Origin of the sequence: Variovorax sp. WS11, from assembly GCF_010499245.1 — a bacterium.
Classification (GTDB): domain Bacteria; phylum Pseudomonadota; class Gammaproteobacteria; order Burkholderiales; family Burkholderiaceae_C; genus Variovorax.
This window is the reverse complement of record NZ_JAAGOW010000001.1, coordinates 1,266,088-1,283,677: the sequence shown is the minus strand read 5'-3', so window position 1 is coordinate 1,283,677 and position 17,590 is coordinate 1,266,088. Positions and strand designations below refer to the sequence as shown.

Sequence of the window (17,590 nt, the reverse complement as noted above, 5' to 3'; positions counted from 1 at the left end):
AGCCGCCCCGCGGTCTCAGTGGTTCCAGAAAGGTTTGCCGGCATGACCAAACGCCGCGTCGTCGTGACCGGACTCGGTTGCATTGCCCCTGTCGGAAACACCGTTGCCGAGTCCTGGGCCAATCTGCTTGCCGGAAAGTCGGGCATCGACAGCGTCACCAGCTTTGACGCGAGCGCGCTCGCGTGCAGGTTCGCGGGCGAGGTGAAGGGATTCGACATCACCCAGTACATCGCCGAGAAGGAAGCGCGCCACATGGACCGCTTCATCCATCTCGGCTTGGCTGCCGCGATGCAGGCGGTGCAGGACAGCGGCCTGCCGACCGGCGATGCGCTGGCGCAGGAAGATGCCGTTCGCATCGGCTGCAATATCGGCTCGGGCATCGGGGGGCTCCCCATGATCGAGGCAACGCATGCCGAGCTGACCAACCGGGGCCCGCGCCGCGTCTCTCCCTTCTTCGTGCCGGCGTCGATCATCAACATGATCTCCGGCCACGTGTCGATCAAGTACGGCTTCAAGGGGCCGAACATCGCGATCGTCACGGCCTGCACCACCGGCTTGCATGCCATCGGCACCTCCGCTCGAATGATCGAGTACGGCGATGCCGATGTGATGATCGCGGGCGGTGCCGAGTCCACGGTTTCGCCGCTCGGCATCGGCGGTTTCGCTGCTGCGCGCGCGCTGTCCACCCGCAACGACGACCCGGCCACGGCCTCGCGCCCCTGGGACCGCGACCGCGACGGGTTCGTGCTGGGCGAGGGTGCCGGCGTGCTGGTGCTCGAGGAATACGAGCGGGCCAAGGCGCGCGGCGCCAAGATCTACGCCGAAGTCGCCGGCTTCGGCATGAGCGCCGATGCCTTCCACATGACCGCGCCGGACGTCGACGGACCGAGTCGCTCGATGGTGGCGGCGCTGAACAACGCCGGCGTCAATCCCGACCAGGTGCAGTACCTGAACGCGCATGGCACCTCGACGCCGCTGGGCGACCTCAACGAGACCAATGCGATCAAGAAGGCCTTCGGCGAGCAGGCCGGGAAGCTGGTGGTGAACTCGACAAAGTCGATGACAGGCCATCTGCTGGGCGGCGCCGGGGGCATCGAATCGGTGTTCACGGTGCTGGCGGTTCACCATCAGAAGAGCCCGCCGACGATCAACATCTTCAATCAGGACCCGGAGTGCGATCTCGATTACTGCGCCAATGAGGCGCGCGATCTCAAGATCGACGTCGCAGTCAAGAACAACTTCGGGTTCGGCGGCACCAACGGCACGCTGGTGTTCAAGCGCGCTTGAATTCCCCGTATCCATGCACGGCGCCCCGTCGGTGAGTTATCCGGTGGGGCGGTCGCGCATCGCCGGCCGGTTTTTGCTCCTCCTTTGGATCTGCGGCGCCTGCTGCGTGGCTGCGGCGTGCCTTCGGCTCGACAAGGCTGACTGGCGCTTCGGCCTCCTGGTGGTGAGCGTCCTCGGCGCGGGCGGGGCGGCCTGGGCGAGTTCGCTGCGCCGCGGCCCGTTCTCGTTACTGAATTTCGATGGCCTGCGCTGGTCGATCCCCGGCGCGGCCGGGTTGCACGGGGCCGACGCGAGGGTGGCCCTGGATGGCCAGTCGTGGCTGCTGGTTCGCCTGGCCGAGCCTCGGCATGCTGCCCGATGGGTCTGGCTGGAGCGGCGCGCCCTGCCGCAGCGCTGGCAGGACTTGCGCCGTGGGGTATATTCGCGCCCCGTTCCGGCCGGCCAGGCCTTGACCGACCCCCGGTCCGCGCCCGCCAGCGCGCAACATCCTCTTTCATGACCGCCTCTCCACCGCCCGTGCCGCCCGACACCGGCTTGACCGACGCATCTGCCGCTGCGCCGAGGCCCGGAGAGGTCGACCTTCTGCTGGTCCAGCGCACGGTCGCGGGTGACCAGAAGGCCTTCGAGCTGCTGGTCATCAAGTACCAGCGCCGGATCGAGCGGCTCATCGGCCGCATGGTCCGCGATGTCAACCTCGTCGAGGACATCGCCCAGGAGACCTTCATTCGCGCCTACCGTGCCCTGCACCAGTTCAGGGGCGAGGCGCAGTTCTACACCTGGCTCTACCGGATCGCCGTCAATACCGCCAAGAAGGCCCTGGTGGACATGAAGCGCGATCCGACCGTGACCGAGAGCACGCTGCGTTCGTCTTCCGAGGACGAGGATGAAACTTACCGGCCCGGAAACGAACCAACGAGCGACGAGACGCCCGAATCCGTGATGGCCGCGAACGAGATCGCGGCCGCCGTCGACGCCGCGATGGAAGCCCTGCCCGCTGAGCTGAGGCAGGCGGTCACGCTGCGCGAGATCGAAGGCATGAGCTACGAAGAGATCGCCGAGGTCATGAATTGTCCGATCGGCACGGTTCGGTCGCGGATCTTCCGGGCGCGCGAAGCCATTTCGGCCAGGGTTAAACCGTTGCTGGACAACCAGTCCGGCAAGCGTTGGTAAGCAGGTGAATGAGATGAAGCACACAACCACAGTCCATGAGCAGGTTTCCGCACTCGCCGATGGGCATCTGCGGGACGAAGAGTTCGCTCAGGTGATCGACAAGGTCTGCAGCAGCGAGGAGTTGCGTGCGACCTGGCATGCCTACCATGTGGTCGGGGATGTCTTGCGTTCCGGCGTCCATAGCGCCTGCAGCGACAGTTCGCAGTTTCTCTCTCGGCTCCAGCAGCGGCTGGCAGCCGAGCCCTCCGCTCCGGCGCTCGCCCCGGATGCAGCGGCGATGCCCGTGCTGCGTCGTGCCGAGGCGGCCAACGAGCCGGTGTTCCGGTGGAAACTCGTGGCCGGTGCGGCATCGCTGGCGGCTGCAGCGGCCATCGGCTGGAACTGGGTCGGAGGCGCCGGTCCTCAGCCTGCGGCGCAACTGGCGCAGCAGCAGCAGCAGCAGCAACAACAGGTCTCCGGTTCGGTGCTCGCCGCCAGCGGGTCCTCGCCGCAGGCCGCTGTCGTGCTGGCGCCGATGCGGGTCGTGGTGGGAAATGGCAATCCGCAGGTCATGCTGCGCGATCCGCGCCTGGACCAGCTGCTTGAAGCGCACCAGCAGGCGGGCGGCGCTTCGCAGATGCCTTCCGGCTTCTTGCGCAATGCGACCTTCGACGGGCCGGCCCGCTGATCGTTCGTTTGCAAACGTCCGCAATGACTGTATCGATGCCGATGTCCGCGCGTGGTGCGGTGATTCTCGTTGCTGCGCTCTGCATGGCGCAGGCGGTCGTGGCCCAGAGCCGCGCGCCCTCGCCGTCCGCGAAGGGGCTGATCAGTGCGTCGGGCGGCGAGGCACCGGCGCTGAGCGTGGTCGATTGGCTGCAGCGCATGCATGCCGCGTCCCGCCAGCGTTCCTATGCGGGGACCTTTGTCGTTTCGGCTGCCGGCGGGAACTTGTCGAGCGCCCGCATCTGGCACGTCTGCGAAGGTGACCTTCAGCTCGAGCGCGTCGAGGTGCTGTCCGGGCCGCCGCGCTCGACCTTCAGGCGCAACGATCACGTGATGACCTTTCTGCCCGAGACGAAGATCGTCAAGAGCGAGAAGCGCGAAAACCTCGAACTGTTCCCGAACCTGCTCGGCGCACCCGACTCCGCCATCGGCAACTACTACGGTGCGCGTGTCGTGGGCAAGGATCGCGTCGCGGGCTTCGATGCCGACGTGGTGCAGCTGGAGCCGCGGGACGGCCTGCGCTTCGGCTACCGCGTCTGGAGCGAGCGGCGCTCTGGCCTCGTGGTGAAGTTGCAGACCCTCGATGGCGATAACCGCGTGATCGAACAGTCCGCGTTCTCCGAACTCCAGCTCGATGCGCCGGTCAAAGCGCAGGTCCTGGCGCAGATGATGAGCAGCACGGCGGGCTACAAGGTGGAGAAATCCGAGCTCCAGCGCACCACGCCGGTCAAGGAGGGCTGGTCCCTGCGTACCCCGATCGCCGGCTTCAACCCGGTCAGCTGCTACAAGCGCGCGATGGGCGGCGCGGCGGGCGGCGGGCAAGGGCATACGATGCAGTGGATATTTTCGGATGGCCTGGCAACCGTCTCGCTCTTCGTGGAGCCTTACGACGCACAACGCCAGCCCCGGGAAGTCCTTCTCGCGCTCGGCGCGACCTACACGCTGACACGCCGCTTGACGGACAAGGATGGCGATTGGTGGCTGACCGCCGTCGGCGAGGTTCCGCCGCAGACGCTCGATGCGTTTGCGCAAAGCCTTGTGCGCGCACGCTGAGTCGCCATATCGATGTTTTTGTAGTTTTCTCCAACGAAGGAAGCCGATGATGTTCAGAACCGAGAGGAACAGGATCCGCTCATTCCTCGTGGCCGGCGCATTCATGCTCGCCTCCGGCGCCGCACTGCTGCCGGCCACACCTGCCAGTGCGCAGACGCAGGCCCGTGTGCTGCCCGACTTCACCGACCTGGTGGATCAGGTCGGTCCGTCCGTGGTCAACATCCGCACGGTCGAGAAGGTGGCCGAGCGCGGTGGCAGCGGCGAGATGGACGAGGAAATGCAGGAGTTCTTCCGCCGCTTCTTCGGCCAGCCTTTGCCCAACATCCCGCGGCAGGGGCCACGCCCGAACAGGCCTCAGGCGCCGCAGGAAGAGGCACGCCCGCGCGGTGTGGGTTCCGGCTTTATCCTGACCACCGATGGCTTCGTGATGACCAACGCCCACGTGGTCGACGGCGCCTCCGAAGTGTTGGTGACATTGGTCGACAAGCGCGAATTCAAGGCCAAGATCATCGGCGCCGACAAGCGCACCGACGTTGCGGTCGTGAAGATCGACGCAACCGGGCTCCCTGCGGTCAAGGTCGGCGACATTTCCAAGCTGCGCGTTGGCGAGTGGGTGATGGCCATTGGCTCGCCTTTTGGCCTCGAGAACACCGTGACCGCCGGCATCGTGAGCGCAAAGCAGCGCGACACCGGCGACTACCTGCCCTTCATCCAGACCGACGTCGCCATCAATCCGGGCAACTCCGGCGGACCGCTGATCAACATGCGCGGCGAGGTGGTCGGGATCAACAGCCAGATCTATTCGCGTTCGGGCGGTTTCATGGGCATCTCCTTCTCCATCCCCATCGACGAGGCGATTCGCGTGAGCGAGCAACTGCGCGCGAACGGCCGCGTGTCGCGCGGGCGCATCGGCGTGCAGATCGACCAGGTGACGAAGGACGTCGCCGAATCCATCGGCCTCGGCAAGGCGCAGGGCGCGCTCGTGCGCGGGGTGGAGCCCGGCTCGCCGGGCGAGAAGGCCGGCGTCGAGCCCGGCGACATCATCACGCGCTTCGATGGCAAGGCCATCGAGAAGCCCAGCGATCTTCCGCGTCTCGTGGGCAATACCAAGCCCGGCACCAAGAGCACCGTCACCGTGTTTCGTCGCGGCAATTCGCGCGACTTGACCGTGACGATCGCCGAGTTCGAGCCCGACAAGCCGACGCAGACGTCAGAACGCGAGGAGCAGCCGGCCAGCAAGCCATCGGCCTCGGCCGCCGCCAAATCGCTGGGCCTGACCGTCAGCGACCTCACCGCGGTGCAGAAGAAGGAACTCAAGCTCAAGGGCGGCGTGAAGATCGATTCGGCTACCGACGCCGCGACCCGCGCTGGCCTGCGCGAGGGCGACATCGTGCTGGCTGTCAACAACACGGAAGTGGGCAACGCCAAGGAGTTCGAGTCCGCGCTGGTGAAGGCCGACAAGAGCAAGCCCGTCAGCGTGCTTTTCCGCCGTGGCGACTGGGCGCAGTACGCCCTGATTCGCCCCGCACGCTGAACGGCGCCTCGCGTCAAGTGGCCCCATCCCGCAGTCGGGTTTGGGGCTTTTTTCGATCCCTTTTTGGTGTTCCCGCAACCCGGAGCAAAAATTTTTTCGCGCTCCGTGCGCCCTCAATTGGTTGGTGTTCACTAACTTTTGAGGAGGCTAATGACGGTTTTCGGTAGAATAGGTCCCCCGCAGCCCGCGGCTGGCGCATAAGCCGGCAAGCCTTCTCCACGATGCGAGATTCCCGCGTGCCGTCCACCGATGCTCCACAGATCGCCCACAAGTTGTTAAGGAACTGGTCCACCGATCCTGTTGATAAGTTGTTCATAAGTCCCATGTTGCTGACCTGCAACGACCGATCCGAGGCCCCGGCCCGGCTGTACGCGCCCCCCTTTTTGCCTACAATGAAGTTCCAACTACTGCAGTTGCCATTGCTTGTTGGTTCAGGGCGCGTCTCTTGGGGACGCGCCCTTTTTTCTTGCCTGTCGCCTGCTGCGCACGAGCCAATTCAAGTACTTAAGCGTTCCCGTTGATGAATCACATCAGAAACTTTTCGATCATTGCGCACATCGACCATGGCAAGTCGACGCTCGCAGACCGCTTGATCCAGCGCTGCGGAGGACTCGCCGAACGCGAGATGGAAGCGCAGGTCCTCGACTCGATGGACATCGAGAAAGAGCGTGGGATAACCATCAAGGCGCAGACTGCCGCGCTGCACTACAAGGCACGCGATGGACAGGTCTACAACCTCAATCTGATCGACACGCCGGGTCACGTCGACTTCTCTTATGAAGTGAGTCGCTCGCTCTCTGCATGCGAAGGCGCATTGCTCGTCGTCGATGCGAGCCAGGGCGTCGAAGCACAGACCGTGGCCAACTGCTACACCGCGCTCGATCTCGGTGTCGAGGTGGTGCCGGTGCTCAACAAGATGGACCTGCCGCAGGCCGACCCCGACAACGCGAAGGTAGAGATCGAGGACGTGATCGGCATCGACGCGGGCGATGCGATTCCCTGCTCGGCGAAGACCGGCATGGGCATCGACGAAATTCTCGAGGCCATCGTGGCCAAGGTGCCGGCGCCGCGCGGCAATCCCGATGCGGCCTTGCGCGCGATGATCATCGACAGCTGGTTCGACGCCTACGTGGGCGTGGTGATGTTGGTGCGCGTGGTCGACGGTCGCCTGGCGAAGGGCGACCGCATCAAGATGATGGCCTCCGGCGCGAGCTACAACGCCGACAGCCTCGGCGTCTTCACCCCCGCGACCGAGCCGCGCCAGTCGCTCGAGGCAGGCGAGGTCGGCTTCATCATCGCCGGCATCAAGGAACTGCAGGCCGCGAAGGTCGGCGACACCGTCACCCAGATCAAGACCGGCAGCGGCGGCGCGGCTGCCACCGCCACCGAGGCCTTGCCCGGCTTCAAGGAAATCCAGCCGCAGGTGTTCGCCGGCCTCTATCCGACCGAGGCGAGCGAGTACGACTCGCTGCGCGACGCGCTGGAGAAGCTCAAGCTCAACGACTCCTCATTGCACTACGAGCCGGAGGTGTCCCAGGCGCTGGGCTTCGGTTTCCGCTGCGGCTTCCTGGGCCTGCTGCACATGGAGATTGTGCAGGAGCGGCTGGAGCGCGAGTTCGACCAGGACCTGATCACGACCGCGCCCAGCGTGGTCTACCAGGTCGCGAAGAACGACGGCGAGGTGATCATGGTCGAGAACCCGTCCAAGATGCCCGACGTCGGCCGCATGGCGGAGATCCGCGAGCCGATCGTGACGGTCCATCTCTACATGCCGCAGGAATACGTCGGCTCGGTGATGACGCTGGCCAACCAGAAGCGCGGTGTGCAGATGAACATGGCCTACCACGGCCGCCAGGTCATGCTGACCTACGAGATGCCGCTCGGCGAGATCGTGCTGGACTTCTTCGACAAGCTGAAGTCGGTCAGCCGCGGCTACGCGTCGATGGACTACGAGTTCAAGGAGTACCGGGCCTCGGACGTGGTCAAGGTCGACATCCTGCTCAACGGTGACAAGGTCGACGCGCTGTCGATCATCGTGCACCGCAGCCAGAGCCAGTATCGCGGCCGGGCGGTCGTTGCCAAGATGCGCGAGATCATCAGCCGCCAGATGTACGACGTTGCGATCCAGGCCGCCATCGGGGCCAACATCATTGCGCGTGAGACAATCAAGGCCCTGCGCAAGAACGTGCTCGCCAAGTGCTACGGCGGCGACATCACCCGCAAGCGCAAGCTGCTCGAGAAGCAGAAAGCGGGCAAGAAAAGAATGAAGCAGATCGGCTCGGTCGAGGTCCCGCAAGAGGCCTTTCTCGCCATCCTGCAGGTCGAAGACTAAGAACACGGCATCGATGGCATTTCTCACCTCCCTGATCCTTGCAGCTTTCGTCGGTTATATCGGTGCCTGGTACTTCGGTGCGGTCGAAGGCAATTTTGCGCTGCTGCTGTTTCTTGCGACCGTGGTCACGGGCCTGTACTGGCTTGCGGAGCGCTTCTACTTCCTGCCGCGGCGACTCAAGGCGGCCGCGGCGCTGGAGGGCTCGCTGACCCAGCGGCGCGAAGAACTCGCCCGCCAGGGCATCACGCAGGTCGACACCACGGACCCCAAGGCGCGAGAGCGCCTGCTCATGCAGCCCTGGTGGCTGGACTGGACCGCGGGTCTGTTTCCCGTGATCCTGGCGGTTTTCCTGCTGCGCTCTTTCCTGGTCGAGCCCTTCAAGATCCCGTCGGGCTCGATGATGCCCACGCTGCTGACTGGCGACCTGATCCTGGTCAACAAGTTCACCTACGGCCTGCGCCTGCCCGTCATCAACACCAAGATCACCGACGGCACCCCGCCGGCTCGTGGCGACGTGATGGTGTTCCGCTATCCGCCCAAGCCCAGCATGGACTACATCAAGCGCGTCATCGGCGTGCCGGGCGATGAAGTCGCCTACCTCAACAAGAAGCTCACCATCAACGGCCAGCCGATCAACAAGCAGCCGGTGCCCGAGTATTTCGACGAGGAGGCGATGCGCTACCTCAAGCAGTATTCGGAAGATCTGGGCGGCAAGCAGCACATGCTGCTCAACGACGACGGCCGCCGTGCCGGCCTGTCGGAGGCCGAGATCATGGCGTTCCCGAACCAGGAAAATTGCCGCTACAGTGTCGAGGGCGTTGTGTGCAAGGTGCCGCCCGGCCACTACTTCATGATGGGCGACAACCGCGACAACTCGCTCGATTCGCGCTACTGGGGCTTCGTGCCGGACAAGAACATCGTGGGCAGGGCTTTCTTCGTCTGGATGAATTTCGGCGATCTCAAGCGCATCGGCGGATTCCAATAATCGGGGTTTTGGAGGGAAAGAGGGCATGAGTGCAAGTCAATCCAGGGGGCGCCAGCGTGGCATCTCCTTCATCGGGCTGCTGTTTGTCGCCATCGTGCTGGCCTGTGTCGGCGTGGTGGTGGCGCAGGTCATTCCGACGCTGATCGAGTATCAGGCGATCAGCAAGGCGGCGAACAAGGCCAAGGACGGCACGACGGTCCCCGAGGTACGGGCGATCTTCGATCGCGCGCAGGCCATCGACGACTTCCAGTCGGTCTCGGGCAAGGACCTTGACGTGAAGAAGGTCGGCGACAAGGTCGTGGTGTCCTTCGCCTACCAGCGCGAAATCCACCTGTTCGGCCCGGCGTACCTCACGCTGAAGTACGAAGGCCAATCGCGCTGAAATGGAAGCCCACAGGATCGCGGCCCAGCCCTTGCATCGCCCTGTGGGGGGCACGCGCCTGCCCCGGGGCGGCGCCGCGGCGGGCCGTCTGTGACGGGCGGTGACCTTGCCGCGCTGCAGGCGCGCATCCAGCATTCCTTTTCCGACCAGCGGTTGCTGCAGCGTGCGCTGACGCACCGCAGTTTTTCGGCCGACCACAACGAGCGGCTCGAGTTCCTGGGCGACTCGGTTCTCAACCTCGCGGTCGCCCACCTGCTCTATGAACGGCTGTCGCAACTGCCCGAGGGCGACCTGTCCCGGGTGCGGGCCAACCTGGTCAAGCAGGACACCCTGCATCAGCTGGCGCTCAAGCTGGCGCTGTCCCCGCTGCTGCGGCTGGGCGAAGGGGAGGCGCGCTCCGGCGGGCCGAACCGTCCCTCGATCCTGGCCGACGCGCTGGAAGCGCTGATCGGCGCCGTCTACCTCGACGCCGGCTATGGCCCGGCACAGGCGCTGGTGAGGCGGCTCTACGAGTCGGTGGCCATCACGCCGCGCATGGACGCCGTGGCCAAGGACCCGAAGACGGAATTGCAGGAATGGCTGCAGGGCCACAAAATGAAGCTGCCGGTCTACCGCGTGATCGGCACGCTGGGCGCGGCGCACAAGCAGACTTTCGACGTCGAATGCGAGGTGCCCGACCTGGACCTGCGCGAACGCGGCATCGGCGGCTCGCGCCGCGCCGGCGAGCAGGCTGCGGCAGCCGCCATGTTGATCCGGCTCAAGGCGCGAGGCGGCGCGACAAAGGCATCCCCATGAACCATCCCATCGAATCCGACCCGCTCCCTCCCGCAGAGGGCGCGGGGCCGGAAGCATCCTCCGACCAACGCTGCGGCCTGGTGGCCATCGTCGGCAAGCCCAACGTGGGCAAGTCGACGCTGCTCAACGCACTGGTCGGCCAGAAGATCAGCATCACCTCGCGCAAGGCGCAGACCACGCGGCACCGCATCACCGGCATGCGCACGCGGGGGGCGACGCAGTTCGTCTTCGTCGACACGCCGGGTTTCCAGACCCTGCATGCCAACGCGCTCAACCGCTCGCTCAACAAGACGGTGGTCGGTGCGGTTTCCGACGTGGACCTCATCCTCTTCGTGGTCGAGGCCGGCAGCTTCACCCCCGCCGACGAGCGCGTGCAGAAGCTGCTCGGCACCGGCATCCCGACCGTGCTGGTCGCCAACAAGCTCGACAACGTGCATCGCCGCAGCGAGCTGGCGCCCTGGCTGCAGGACATGCAGGGCCGGTACGCCTTCGCCGAGTTCGTGCCGATGTCGGCCAAGAACCCCAAGGACATCGAGCGCCTGTTCGGGATCTGCGAAAAGTACCTGCCGCAACAGGCCTGGTGGTATTCCGAGGACGAGCTCACCGACCGCAGCGAGCAGTTCCTTGCCAGCGAGCTGGTGCGGGAAAAGCTGTTCCGCCTGACCGGCGACGAGCTGCCCTACACCTCGACGGTGGTGATCGACAAATACCAGGAAGAGCCGCCCGCCCGCAAGGGCCAGAAGCGCCTGCTGCGCATCGCTGCCACCATCGTCGTGGAGCGCGACAGCCACAAGGCGATGGTGATCGGCGACAAGGGCGAGCGCATCAAGCGCATCGGCACCGAGACCCGCCAGGAGCTCGAGAAGCTCGCCGACGCGAAGGTCTTCATCGAACTGTGGGTCAAGGTGCGTTCGGGCTGGGCCGACGACGAGGCGCGGGTGCGCTCGTTCGGCTATGAATGAGCACACTCGCCGGTGAATGGCCGCCAACCGCGTTTCCCATGAACCGGCCTATGTGCTGCACCACTACGACTGGAGCGAGTCGAGCCTGATCCTGGAGGTGTTCACCCGCCATCATGGCCGTATTGCCCTGGTGGCCAAGGGGGCCAAGCGGCCCAGCTCCAATTTCCGGCCGGTGCTGCTGCCCCTGCAGCCGCTGCAGCTCAACTACGGCGGCGACGCCGAGATCCGCACGCTCAAGGGGGCCGAGTGGATGGGAGGCCATGTGATGCCGACCGGCGAGGCCCTGCTCTCGGGCTACTACCTCAACGAGCTGCTGCTGCGCCTGCTGGCGCGCGACGACGCACACGAGGCGTTGTTCGACGGCTACGCCGTGGTGGTGCAGGTGCTCGCGGGCGACCATGGCGGGGCCCAGGCCGCCACCCAGGCGGCCGCGCTGCGCGCCTTCGAGCTCCTGCTCCTGCGCGAGGTGGGACTGCTGCCGGCGCTCGACGCCGAGACGCTGACGCTGGCACCGCTTGATCCGCAGGCGCGCTACGTGCTCGTTCCCGAGGCCGGCCTGCGCCAAGCCGCCGACGACGAGTCGGCGCTGGTCGGCGCCGAATGGCAGGCGTTGCAGCGCACTCTGGAGGAGCGCGCCCCGCTGGCCGCCACGCTGCGCCAGGTCGCGACGATGAATACCGGCGCCAGCAGCGCCCTGCGCAATCAGCTGCGCGCGCTGCTCCACTACCATTGCGGTGTGAGCACCCTGCGCACGCGCCAGATGATGAAAGACTTGCAAGCCCTATGAGCACTTCACTGTCGATCAACCTCAACAAGGTGGCGCTGGTGCGCAACACCCGCTCGCTCGGCATCCCCAGCGTGCTCTTCGCCGCCGCGCTGTGCCTGGATGCCGGCGCGCACGGCATCACGGTGCACCCCCGGCCCGACCAGCGCCACATCCGCCCGCAGGACGTGCAGGACCTGTCGGAGCTGCTGCGCAAGGACTGGCCCGAGGCCGAGTTCAACGTCGAGGGCAACCCCTTTCACAACCTGATGGATTTCGTACGCGAGCTGCGCCCGCATCAGGCCACCTTCGTCCCCGACGACGTGGCGCAGTCGACCAGCGACCACGGCTGGACCTTCCCCGATGATGCCGACCGCCTGCGGCCGTTGATTGCCGAGACCAAGGCGCTGGGCGTGCGCGTGAGCCTGTTCATGGACCCGGAGCCGGACATGATGGCCGCCGCCAAGGCCGTCGGTGCGGACCGCATCGAGCTCTACACCGAGGGCTACGCCGCATCGCGCGGCACCTCCAAGGCAGACGCGGTTCTGGAGCTCTACGCGGAAGCGGCCCGCGCGGCGCAGGCGGCCGGCCTGGAGGTCAACGCCGGCCATGACCTGAGCCGCGACAACCTCACGGAGTTCCTGCGCGCGGTGCGCGGCGTGCGCGAGGTCTCGATCGGTCATGCCTTCGTCTCCGATGCTCTGGAGCTCGGCTATGCCGCGGCCACGCGGGACTATCTGCGCTGTATGCGAGAGGCCGCGTGATCTACGGCATCGGCACCGACATCTGCGACATCCGCCGCATCGCCGCCACCTTCGAGCGCCAGGGTGAGCGCTTCGCGCAGCGTGTGCTGAGCGACGCCGAGCTGGAGGTCTGGCGCGCCCGCAGTGCGCGCTGGCCGAAGCGCGGCCTGCGCTACCTGGCCACGCGCTTTTCCGCCAAGGAGGCCTTCAGCAAGGCCATCGGCAAGGGCATGCGCATGCCGATGAGCTGGCGGCTGTGCGAGATCGCGAACCAGCGCAGCGGCAAGCCCGTGATCGTGCTTCACGGCGTGCTGAAGGATTGGTTCGAGGCCGAAGGACTGGTTGCGCACGTCACCGTGACCGACGAGACCGACTACGCGGCGAGCTTCGTCGTGGTCGAACGCAAGCCATGACAGACCAGCAACCCATGCACGCCCCCTTGATCATCGACGTCGCGGGCACCGCATTGAACGCGGCCGATCGCCGCCGCCTCGCCGATCCGCTGGTGGGTGGGGTGATCCATTTCGCTCGCAACTGGCAGGACAGGGCGCAGATGGGCGCCCTCAACGCCGAGATCAAGGCGTTGCGCCCCGACATCCTGATCTGCGTGGACCATGAGGGAGGGCGGGTGCAGCGCTTCCGCTCCGACGGCTTCACCCGGCTGCCCTCCATGCGCATGCTGGGCGAGCTCTGGATGCGCGATCCGCTGCGAGCCACCCAGGCAGCCGTGGCCTGCGGTCATGTGCTCGCCGCCGAGCTGCGCGCCTGCGGCGTCGACTTCAGCTTCACGCCCGTGCTCGACCTCGACTACGGCGAGAGCAGCGTGATCGGCGACCGCAGCTTCCACCGCGATCCGCGCGTTGTCGCGATGCTCGCGCGCAGCCTGGCGCATGGCCTGCTGCAGGCAGGCATGTCGAACTGCGGCAAGCATTTTCCCGGGCATGGATTTGTGCGCGCCGACTCGCACGTGGCCATCCCCGTGGACCGCCGCAGCCTCAAGGCGATCCTGGCAGACGATGCGCGGCCCTACGACTGGCTGGGCGGCACGCTGGCGGCGGTGATGCCCGCGCATGTGATCTATCCGAAGGTCGACTCGCGTCCAGCCGGCTTCTCGCCGAAGTGGCTGCAGCAGATCCTGCGCGGCCGGCTGGGCTTCGAAGGCGCGGTGTTCAGCGACGACCTCAGCATGGAAGCCGCGCGCAGCATCCAGGGCGAGCTGCTGAGCTACACCGATGCCGTGTTCGCTGCCCTCGACGCGGGGTGCGACCTCGCGCTGCTGTGCAACCAGAGCATCGGCGAGAGCACGGTGCTCGACGAAGTGCTCGATGGCTTCGCGGCCGCGCGAAGCGACGGCCGCTGGAAACCCGAGGCCGCCCGCGAGGCGCGCCGGCGCCGCCTCCTGCCGCGGGGCGATGCGCTCGCCTGGGACGATCTTATGCGCGAGCCCGCCTACCGGCAGGCGGCCGCGACGCTGTCCAAACTCTGACGGCGTCAGGCTGCGGCCGACCACAGCGCGGGCCCGCCGCTCTCCAGGTGCGTCAAGTAGAGGCGCAGGTCGAACTCGAGCTGGTGATAGTCCGGCTCCATGTGGGTGCAGAGCTGGTAGAAGGCCTTGTCGTGCTCGCGCTCCTTCGTGTGCGCCAGCTCGTGCACCACGATCATGCGTAGCCATTCAACCGGCACTTCCTTGAACAGGCTGGCCACGCGGATCTCGCGCTTCGCCTTGAGCCTGCTCCCCTGCACGCGCGAGATGGTCGTGTGGGTGCCGAGTGCGTTGCGGATCACGTGCAGCTTGTTGTCGAAGGCGACCTTGGCCAGCGGCTCGGCATTGCGCAGGAACGCGCTCTTCAGTCCGCTCACGTAGTCGTAGAGCGCGCGGTCGGTCCGGATGCCATGCACGCCGCCGTAGCGCTTCAGCAGCCAGTCGCCGAGCCGGCCCTGCGCCATGAGCTGCTCGACCTGGGCGCGCAGCGCCGCCGGGTAGGCGGCCAGGTACTTCATGCGGTCTGGGGCGTTCGCGCGCCGGCAGCGGCATAGGCCAGGCCGGCCGCCACGCCGCCGAAGAGATCGCCTTCGATGATGTCCGTGCCCGGAAAGGCCAGTCGCAGCGTGCTCTGGAAGGGGCGCAGCGCCGAGGAGCCGCCCGTCAGGTAGATGGCATCGAGCTGGTCGCCGCGCAGGCCGGCGCGGCCGACGCAGTCGCGGGCACACGCCACCACGTTGTCGAGCAGTGCCGAGAGCAAGCGGTCCATGTCGCCGGCCGTGAGCATCGCGCTCAGCGCGGGCTCTGCAAACGACAGGTCGATTGCGACGTCATCCTTCGTCATCGACGTCCCGATCTTGGCCTCCTCCACCTCGCTGGCGATGCGGTGCCCCTGCCGGTCTGCCAGCACGGTCATGAGCCGGTCGTGCAGCCGCGTGTCGAGGTAGTTGACGCGAAGCTCCTGCACCTGCCGGAGCGCCTTCGGCGCATAGAGCCAGTTGATCAGGTGCCACGACGTCAGGTCGAAGAAGGTCCTGCTCGGCACCTCGCGGCCTTGCGGGCCGATGTGCCGGAATCCGAACTGCGGCATCACGCATTCGACACTGAGCCGCTGGTCGAAGTCGGTGCCGCCGATGTGCACGCCCGTGGTCGCCAGCACGTCGCTGGAGCGGTCTGCCTGCGCCATGCGTTCGGGGCCCAGGCGCACCACCGTGAAGTCAGAGGTGCCGCCGCCGATGTCGACGATCAGCACCAGCGATTCGCGGGCGCCGCGCCGCTCGTAGTCGAAGGCGGCGGCGATCGGTTCGTACTGGAAGTCGACGTCGCCCAGGCCGGCATTCAGTGCGGCCCGGCGCAGCGTCGCTTCGGCTTCGCGGTCGCGTTCCGGATCGTCGTCCACGAAGTGCACCGGACGGCCGATGACGACCCGCGCAGGCCGCACGCCGAGCTGACGATGGGCGCGTGCCGCAAGCTCCGACAGGAAGAGGGCGATGATGTCCTCGAAGCTGACCCGCTGGTGGCCGATCTCCGTCTGGTCCTGCATCAGCGAGCTGCCCAGCAGGCTCTTGAGCGATCGCATCAGCCGGCCCTCGGTGCCCGCCAGGTACAGCGCGATGGCATCGCGCCCGAAATGCGTGCTGCGGTCCTCGGTGTTGAAGAAGACCGCGGTCGGGATCGTCGTTGCCGATCCTTCCAGCGGCAGCATGCGCGCCAGCTCGCGGCCCGCCACGCACGCGACCGCGGAATTGGACGTTCCGAAGTCGATGCCGAGGACGGGCGCCGGCGTGCTCAAGATTCCCGGCGCAATGCAGGAAACAGGATCACGTCGCGGATGCTGGGCGAATCGGTCAACAGCATCATCAGGCGGTCGATGCCGATGCCGCAGCCGCCGGTGGGCGGCATGCCGTATTCGAGCGCGCGCACGAAGTCGTGGTCGTAGAACATCGCCTCGTCGTCGCCGCTGTCCTTGGCCGAGACCTGGGCGTTGAAGCGCGCGGCCTGGTCCTCGGCGTCGTTGAGCTCGCTGAAGCCGTTGCCGAACTCGCGGCCGGTGATGTAGAGCTCGAAGCGCTCCGTCACTTCGGGGCGCTCGTCGTTGGCACGCGCCAGCGGCGAGATCTCGGTGGGGTGCTCCATGATGAAAGTCGGCTGCCAGAGCTTTTCTTCCACCGTCTCCTCGAAATACATCACCTGCAGGCTTGCCAGGCTGCGCTGCGAGAGCTTGTCCTTCTCCTCGTTCAAGCCGAGCTTGCGCAGGGCATCGCGCAGCCAGGCGGCATCGTCGGCATTCGCGCCGGCTTCGGTGTGCCGGGCGATCGCTTCGCGGATGGTGAGCCGCTCGAAGGGCTGGTTCAGGTCCACCGGCTTGCCCTGGTAGTCGAGCTGGAGCTTGCCGACACTCTTCTGCGCGATGGTGCGGATCAGCGTCTCGGTGAAGTCCATCAGGTCGCGGTAGTTCCAGTAGGCCGCGTAGAACTCCATCATCGTGAACTCGGGGTTGTGCCGCACCGAGATGCCCTCGTTGCGGTAGCTCCGGTTGATCTCGAACACGCGCTCGAAGCCACCGACGATCAGCCGCTTCAGGTAGAGCTCGGGTGCGATGCGCAGGAACATCTCCTGGTCCAGCGCGTTGTGGTGCGTCTTGAAGGGCTTGGCGTTGGCGCCGCCGGGGATCGGGTGCAGCATCGGCGTCTCGACCTCGAGGAAGTCGTTGGCCACCATGAACTCGCGCAATGCGCTCACGGCGCGGCTGCGCGCGGTGAAGCGCTCGCGCGCCGTCTCGTCGGTGATCAGGTCGACGTAGCGCTGCCGGTACTTCTGCTCCTGGTCGGCCATGCCGTGGAACTTGTCGGGCAGCGGCCGCAGGCTCTTGGTCAGCATGCGCAGCTTCGTGACCTTGACGGAGAGCTCGCCGGTCTTGGTCTTGAAGGCGGTGCCTTCGGCGCCGACGATGTCGCCCAGGTCCCAGCGCTTGAATTCGGCGTAGGCTTCTTCTCCGACGGCATCGCGCGTGACGTAGAGCTGGATGCGGCCGGTGGCGTCCTGCACGGTGGCGAAGCTGGCCTTGCCCATGACGCGCTTGAGCATCATGCGGCCGGCCACGCTGACGGCGATCGGCGTGGCTTCCAGTGCTTCGGGTTCCTTTCGCCATGCGCGCGAGCAGGGCTGCCGCGCGGTCCGCGGGCTTGAAGTCAGTCTGGAAGGCGACGCCCTTTGCCCCCTCGGTTCGCGGCGCGCAGCGTCTTCAAGCTTCTCTGCCCGGCGATGAGGCTGGTTGTCGTCGAGGGGCGGGAGGGGAGGGAGAGTGCCGGACGCGGGAGGAGTTGGGGCGTAGGCGAGCGGGCGGTCTGCGCGCAACCTGCCATTTTAGCCGCCATGTCCGGAAGACCGCTGTCG

Annotated in this window: 18 protein-coding genes; 15 read left to right on the top strand and 3 right to left on the bottom strand. The window is 66.3% G+C overall.

Annotated elements, in window-relative coordinates; translation table 11 throughout:
* Window positions 1–42: 42 nt before the first annotated feature.
* From fabF to nagZ, 15 genes are all read left to right on the top strand, one after another.
* Window positions 43–1,287: a beta-ketoacyl-ACP synthase II gene (gene fabF / locus GXN78_RS06570; RefSeq protein WP_106558634.1), complete on the top strand. Its 1,245-nt coding sequence runs from the start codon at window positions 43–45 to the stop codon at window positions 1,285–1,287.
* Window positions 1,288–1,318: 31 nt separating this feature from the next.
* Window positions 1,319–1,786: a hypothetical protein gene (locus GXN78_RS06565; protein WP_239142626.1), complete on the top strand. Its 468-nt coding sequence runs from the start codon at window positions 1,319–1,321 to the stop codon at window positions 1,784–1,786.
* On the top strand, window positions 1,783–2,457 hold the full coding sequence (gene rpoE, locus GXN78_RS06560; RefSeq protein ID WP_106558636.1) for an RNA polymerase sigma factor RpoE: 675 nt from the start codon (window positions 1,783–1,785) through the stop codon (window positions 2,455–2,457). The genes GXN78_RS06565 and rpoE overlap by 4 nt, the downstream gene beginning before the upstream one ends.
* Window positions 2,458–2,470: 13 nt before the next feature.
* Window positions 2,471–3,124 (top strand): sigma-E factor negative regulatory protein, encoded by a 654-nt coding sequence (locus GXN78_RS06555; protein ID WP_106558637.1) that lies wholly within the window; start codon window positions 2,471–2,473, stop codon window positions 3,122–3,124.
* 23 nt (window positions 3,125–3,147) lie between these two features.
* Complete coding sequence (locus GXN78_RS06550) at window positions 3,148–4,215, top strand: MucB/RseB C-terminal domain-containing protein (protein ID WP_106558638.1); 1,068 nt, start codon at window positions 3,148–3,150, stop codon at window positions 4,213–4,215.
* Window positions 4,216–4,261: 46 nt separating this feature from the next.
* Window positions 4,262–5,749, top strand: coding sequence for a DegQ family serine endoprotease (locus GXN78_RS06545; RefSeq protein WP_106558639.1), 1,488 nt, complete (start codon window positions 4,262–4,264; stop codon window positions 5,747–5,749).
* Window positions 5,750–6,269: 520 nt separating this feature from the next.
* On the top strand, window positions 6,270–8,081 hold the full coding sequence (gene lepA / locus GXN78_RS06540) for a translation elongation factor 4 (protein WP_106558640.1): 1,812 nt from the start codon (window positions 6,270–6,272) through the stop codon (window positions 8,079–8,081).
* Between the two features lie 13 nt (window positions 8,082–8,094).
* Window positions 8,095–9,066: a signal peptidase I gene (lepB, locus tag GXN78_RS06535; protein ID WP_106558641.1), complete on the top strand. Its 972-nt coding sequence runs from the start codon at window positions 8,095–8,097 to the stop codon at window positions 9,064–9,066.
* A gap of 25 nt (window positions 9,067–9,091) precedes the next feature.
* Entirely contained in the window at window positions 9,092–9,448 is a 357-nt protein-coding gene (locus tag GXN78_RS06530) for a DUF4845 domain-containing protein (RefSeq protein ID WP_106558642.1), read from the top strand.
* Window positions 9,449–9,538: 90 nt separating this feature from the next.
* Window positions 9,539–10,243 carry a ribonuclease III gene (gene rnc, locus GXN78_RS06525; RefSeq protein ID WP_106558643.1) on the top strand — a complete coding sequence of 235 codons (705 nt, stop codon included), beginning with the start codon at window positions 9,539–9,541 and terminating at the stop codon, window positions 10,241–10,243.
* On the top strand, window positions 10,240–11,205 hold the full coding sequence (gene era / locus GXN78_RS06520) for a GTPase Era (RefSeq protein ID WP_106558644.1): 966 nt from the start codon (window positions 10,240–10,242) through the stop codon (window positions 11,203–11,205). The genes rnc and era overlap by 4 nt, the downstream gene beginning before the upstream one ends.
* A 16-nt stretch (window positions 11,206–11,221) precedes the next feature.
* Entirely contained in the window at window positions 11,222–11,992 is a 771-nt protein-coding gene (recO, locus tag GXN78_RS06515) for a DNA repair protein RecO (RefSeq protein WP_106558645.1), read from the top strand.
* Window positions 11,989–12,732: a pyridoxine 5'-phosphate synthase gene (locus GXN78_RS06510; RefSeq protein WP_106558646.1), complete on the top strand. Its 744-nt coding sequence runs from the start codon at window positions 11,989–11,991 to the stop codon at window positions 12,730–12,732. The genes recO and GXN78_RS06510 overlap by 4 nt, the downstream gene beginning before the upstream one ends.
* Window positions 12,729–13,124 carry a holo-ACP synthase gene (gene acpS / locus GXN78_RS06505; protein ID WP_106558647.1) on the top strand — a complete coding sequence of 132 codons (396 nt, stop codon included), beginning with the start codon at window positions 12,729–12,731 and terminating at the stop codon, window positions 13,122–13,124. Before GXN78_RS06510 ends, acpS begins: the two co-directional genes overlap by 4 nt.
* A complete protein-coding gene (gene nagZ, locus GXN78_RS06500; protein WP_106558648.1) occupies window positions 13,121–14,197 on the top strand; it encodes a beta-N-acetylhexosaminidase in 1,077 nt (358 codons plus the stop codon). The genes acpS and nagZ overlap by 4 nt, the downstream gene beginning before the upstream one ends.
* 5 nt (window positions 14,198–14,202) lie before the next feature.
* Here nagZ and GXN78_RS06495 read toward each other — a convergent pair whose 3' ends face one another.
* Genes GXN78_RS06495 through lysS form a run of 3 tightly spaced genes read right to left on the bottom strand, consistent with a single transcriptional unit; the run spans window position 14,203 to window position 17,551 of the window.
* Window positions 14,203–14,712, bottom strand: a complete 510-nt coding sequence (locus GXN78_RS06495; protein WP_106558649.1) for a M48 family metallopeptidase — start codon at window positions 14,710–14,712, stop codon at window positions 14,203–14,205.
* Window positions 14,709–15,986 carry an Hsp70 family protein gene (locus tag GXN78_RS06490; protein WP_106558650.1) on the bottom strand — a complete coding sequence of 426 codons (1,278 nt, stop codon included), beginning with the start codon at window positions 15,984–15,986 and terminating at the stop codon, window positions 14,709–14,711. The genes GXN78_RS06495 and GXN78_RS06490 overlap by 4 nt, the downstream gene beginning before the upstream one ends.
* Window positions 15,983–17,551 carry a lysine--tRNA ligase gene (gene lysS / locus GXN78_RS06485; RefSeq protein WP_239142625.1) on the bottom strand — a complete coding sequence of 523 codons (1,569 nt, stop codon included), beginning with the start codon at window positions 17,549–17,551 and terminating at the stop codon, window positions 15,983–15,985. The genes GXN78_RS06490 and lysS overlap by 4 nt, the downstream gene beginning before the upstream one ends.
* Window positions 17,552–17,590: the final 39 nt, after the last annotated feature.

Coding starts and splice junctions, on each gene's coding strand:
- fabF (WP_106558634.1), top strand. CDS start 43: ATGACCAAACGCCGCGTCGTCGTGACCGGACTCGGTTGCATTGCCCCT.
- rpoE (WP_106558636.1), top strand. CDS start 1,783: ATGACCGCCTCTCCACCGCCCGTGCCGCCCGACACCGGCTTGACCGAC.
- GXN78_RS06555 (WP_106558637.1), top strand. CDS start 2,471: ATGAAGCACACAACCACAGTCCATGAGCAGGTTTCCGCACTCGCCGAT.
- GXN78_RS06550 (WP_106558638.1), top strand. CDS start 3,148: ATGACTGTATCGATGCCGATGTCCGCGCGTGGTGCGGTGATTCTCGTT.
- GXN78_RS06545 (WP_106558639.1), top strand. CDS start 4,262: ATGATGTTCAGAACCGAGAGGAACAGGATCCGCTCATTCCTCGTGGCC.
- lepA (WP_106558640.1), top strand. CDS start 6,270: ATGAATCACATCAGAAACTTTTCGATCATTGCGCACATCGACCATGGC.
- lepB (WP_106558641.1), top strand. CDS start 8,095: ATGGCATTTCTCACCTCCCTGATCCTTGCAGCTTTCGTCGGTTATATC.
- GXN78_RS06530 (WP_106558642.1), top strand. CDS start 9,092: ATGAGTGCAAGTCAATCCAGGGGGCGCCAGCGTGGCATCTCCTTCATC.
- era (WP_106558644.1), top strand. CDS start 10,240: ATGAACCATCCCATCGAATCCGACCCGCTCCCTCCCGCAGAGGGCGCG.
- recO (WP_106558645.1), top strand. CDS start 11,222: ATGGCCGCCAACCGCGTTTCCCATGAACCGGCCTATGTGCTGCACCAC.
- GXN78_RS06510 (WP_106558646.1), top strand. CDS start 11,989: ATGAGCACTTCACTGTCGATCAACCTCAACAAGGTGGCGCTGGTGCGC.
- nagZ (WP_106558648.1), top strand. CDS start 13,121: ATGACAGACCAGCAACCCATGCACGCCCCCTTGATCATCGACGTCGCG.
- GXN78_RS06495 (WP_106558649.1), bottom strand. CDS start 14,712: ATGAAGTACCTGGCCGCCTACCCGGCGGCGCTGCGCGCCCAGGTCGAG.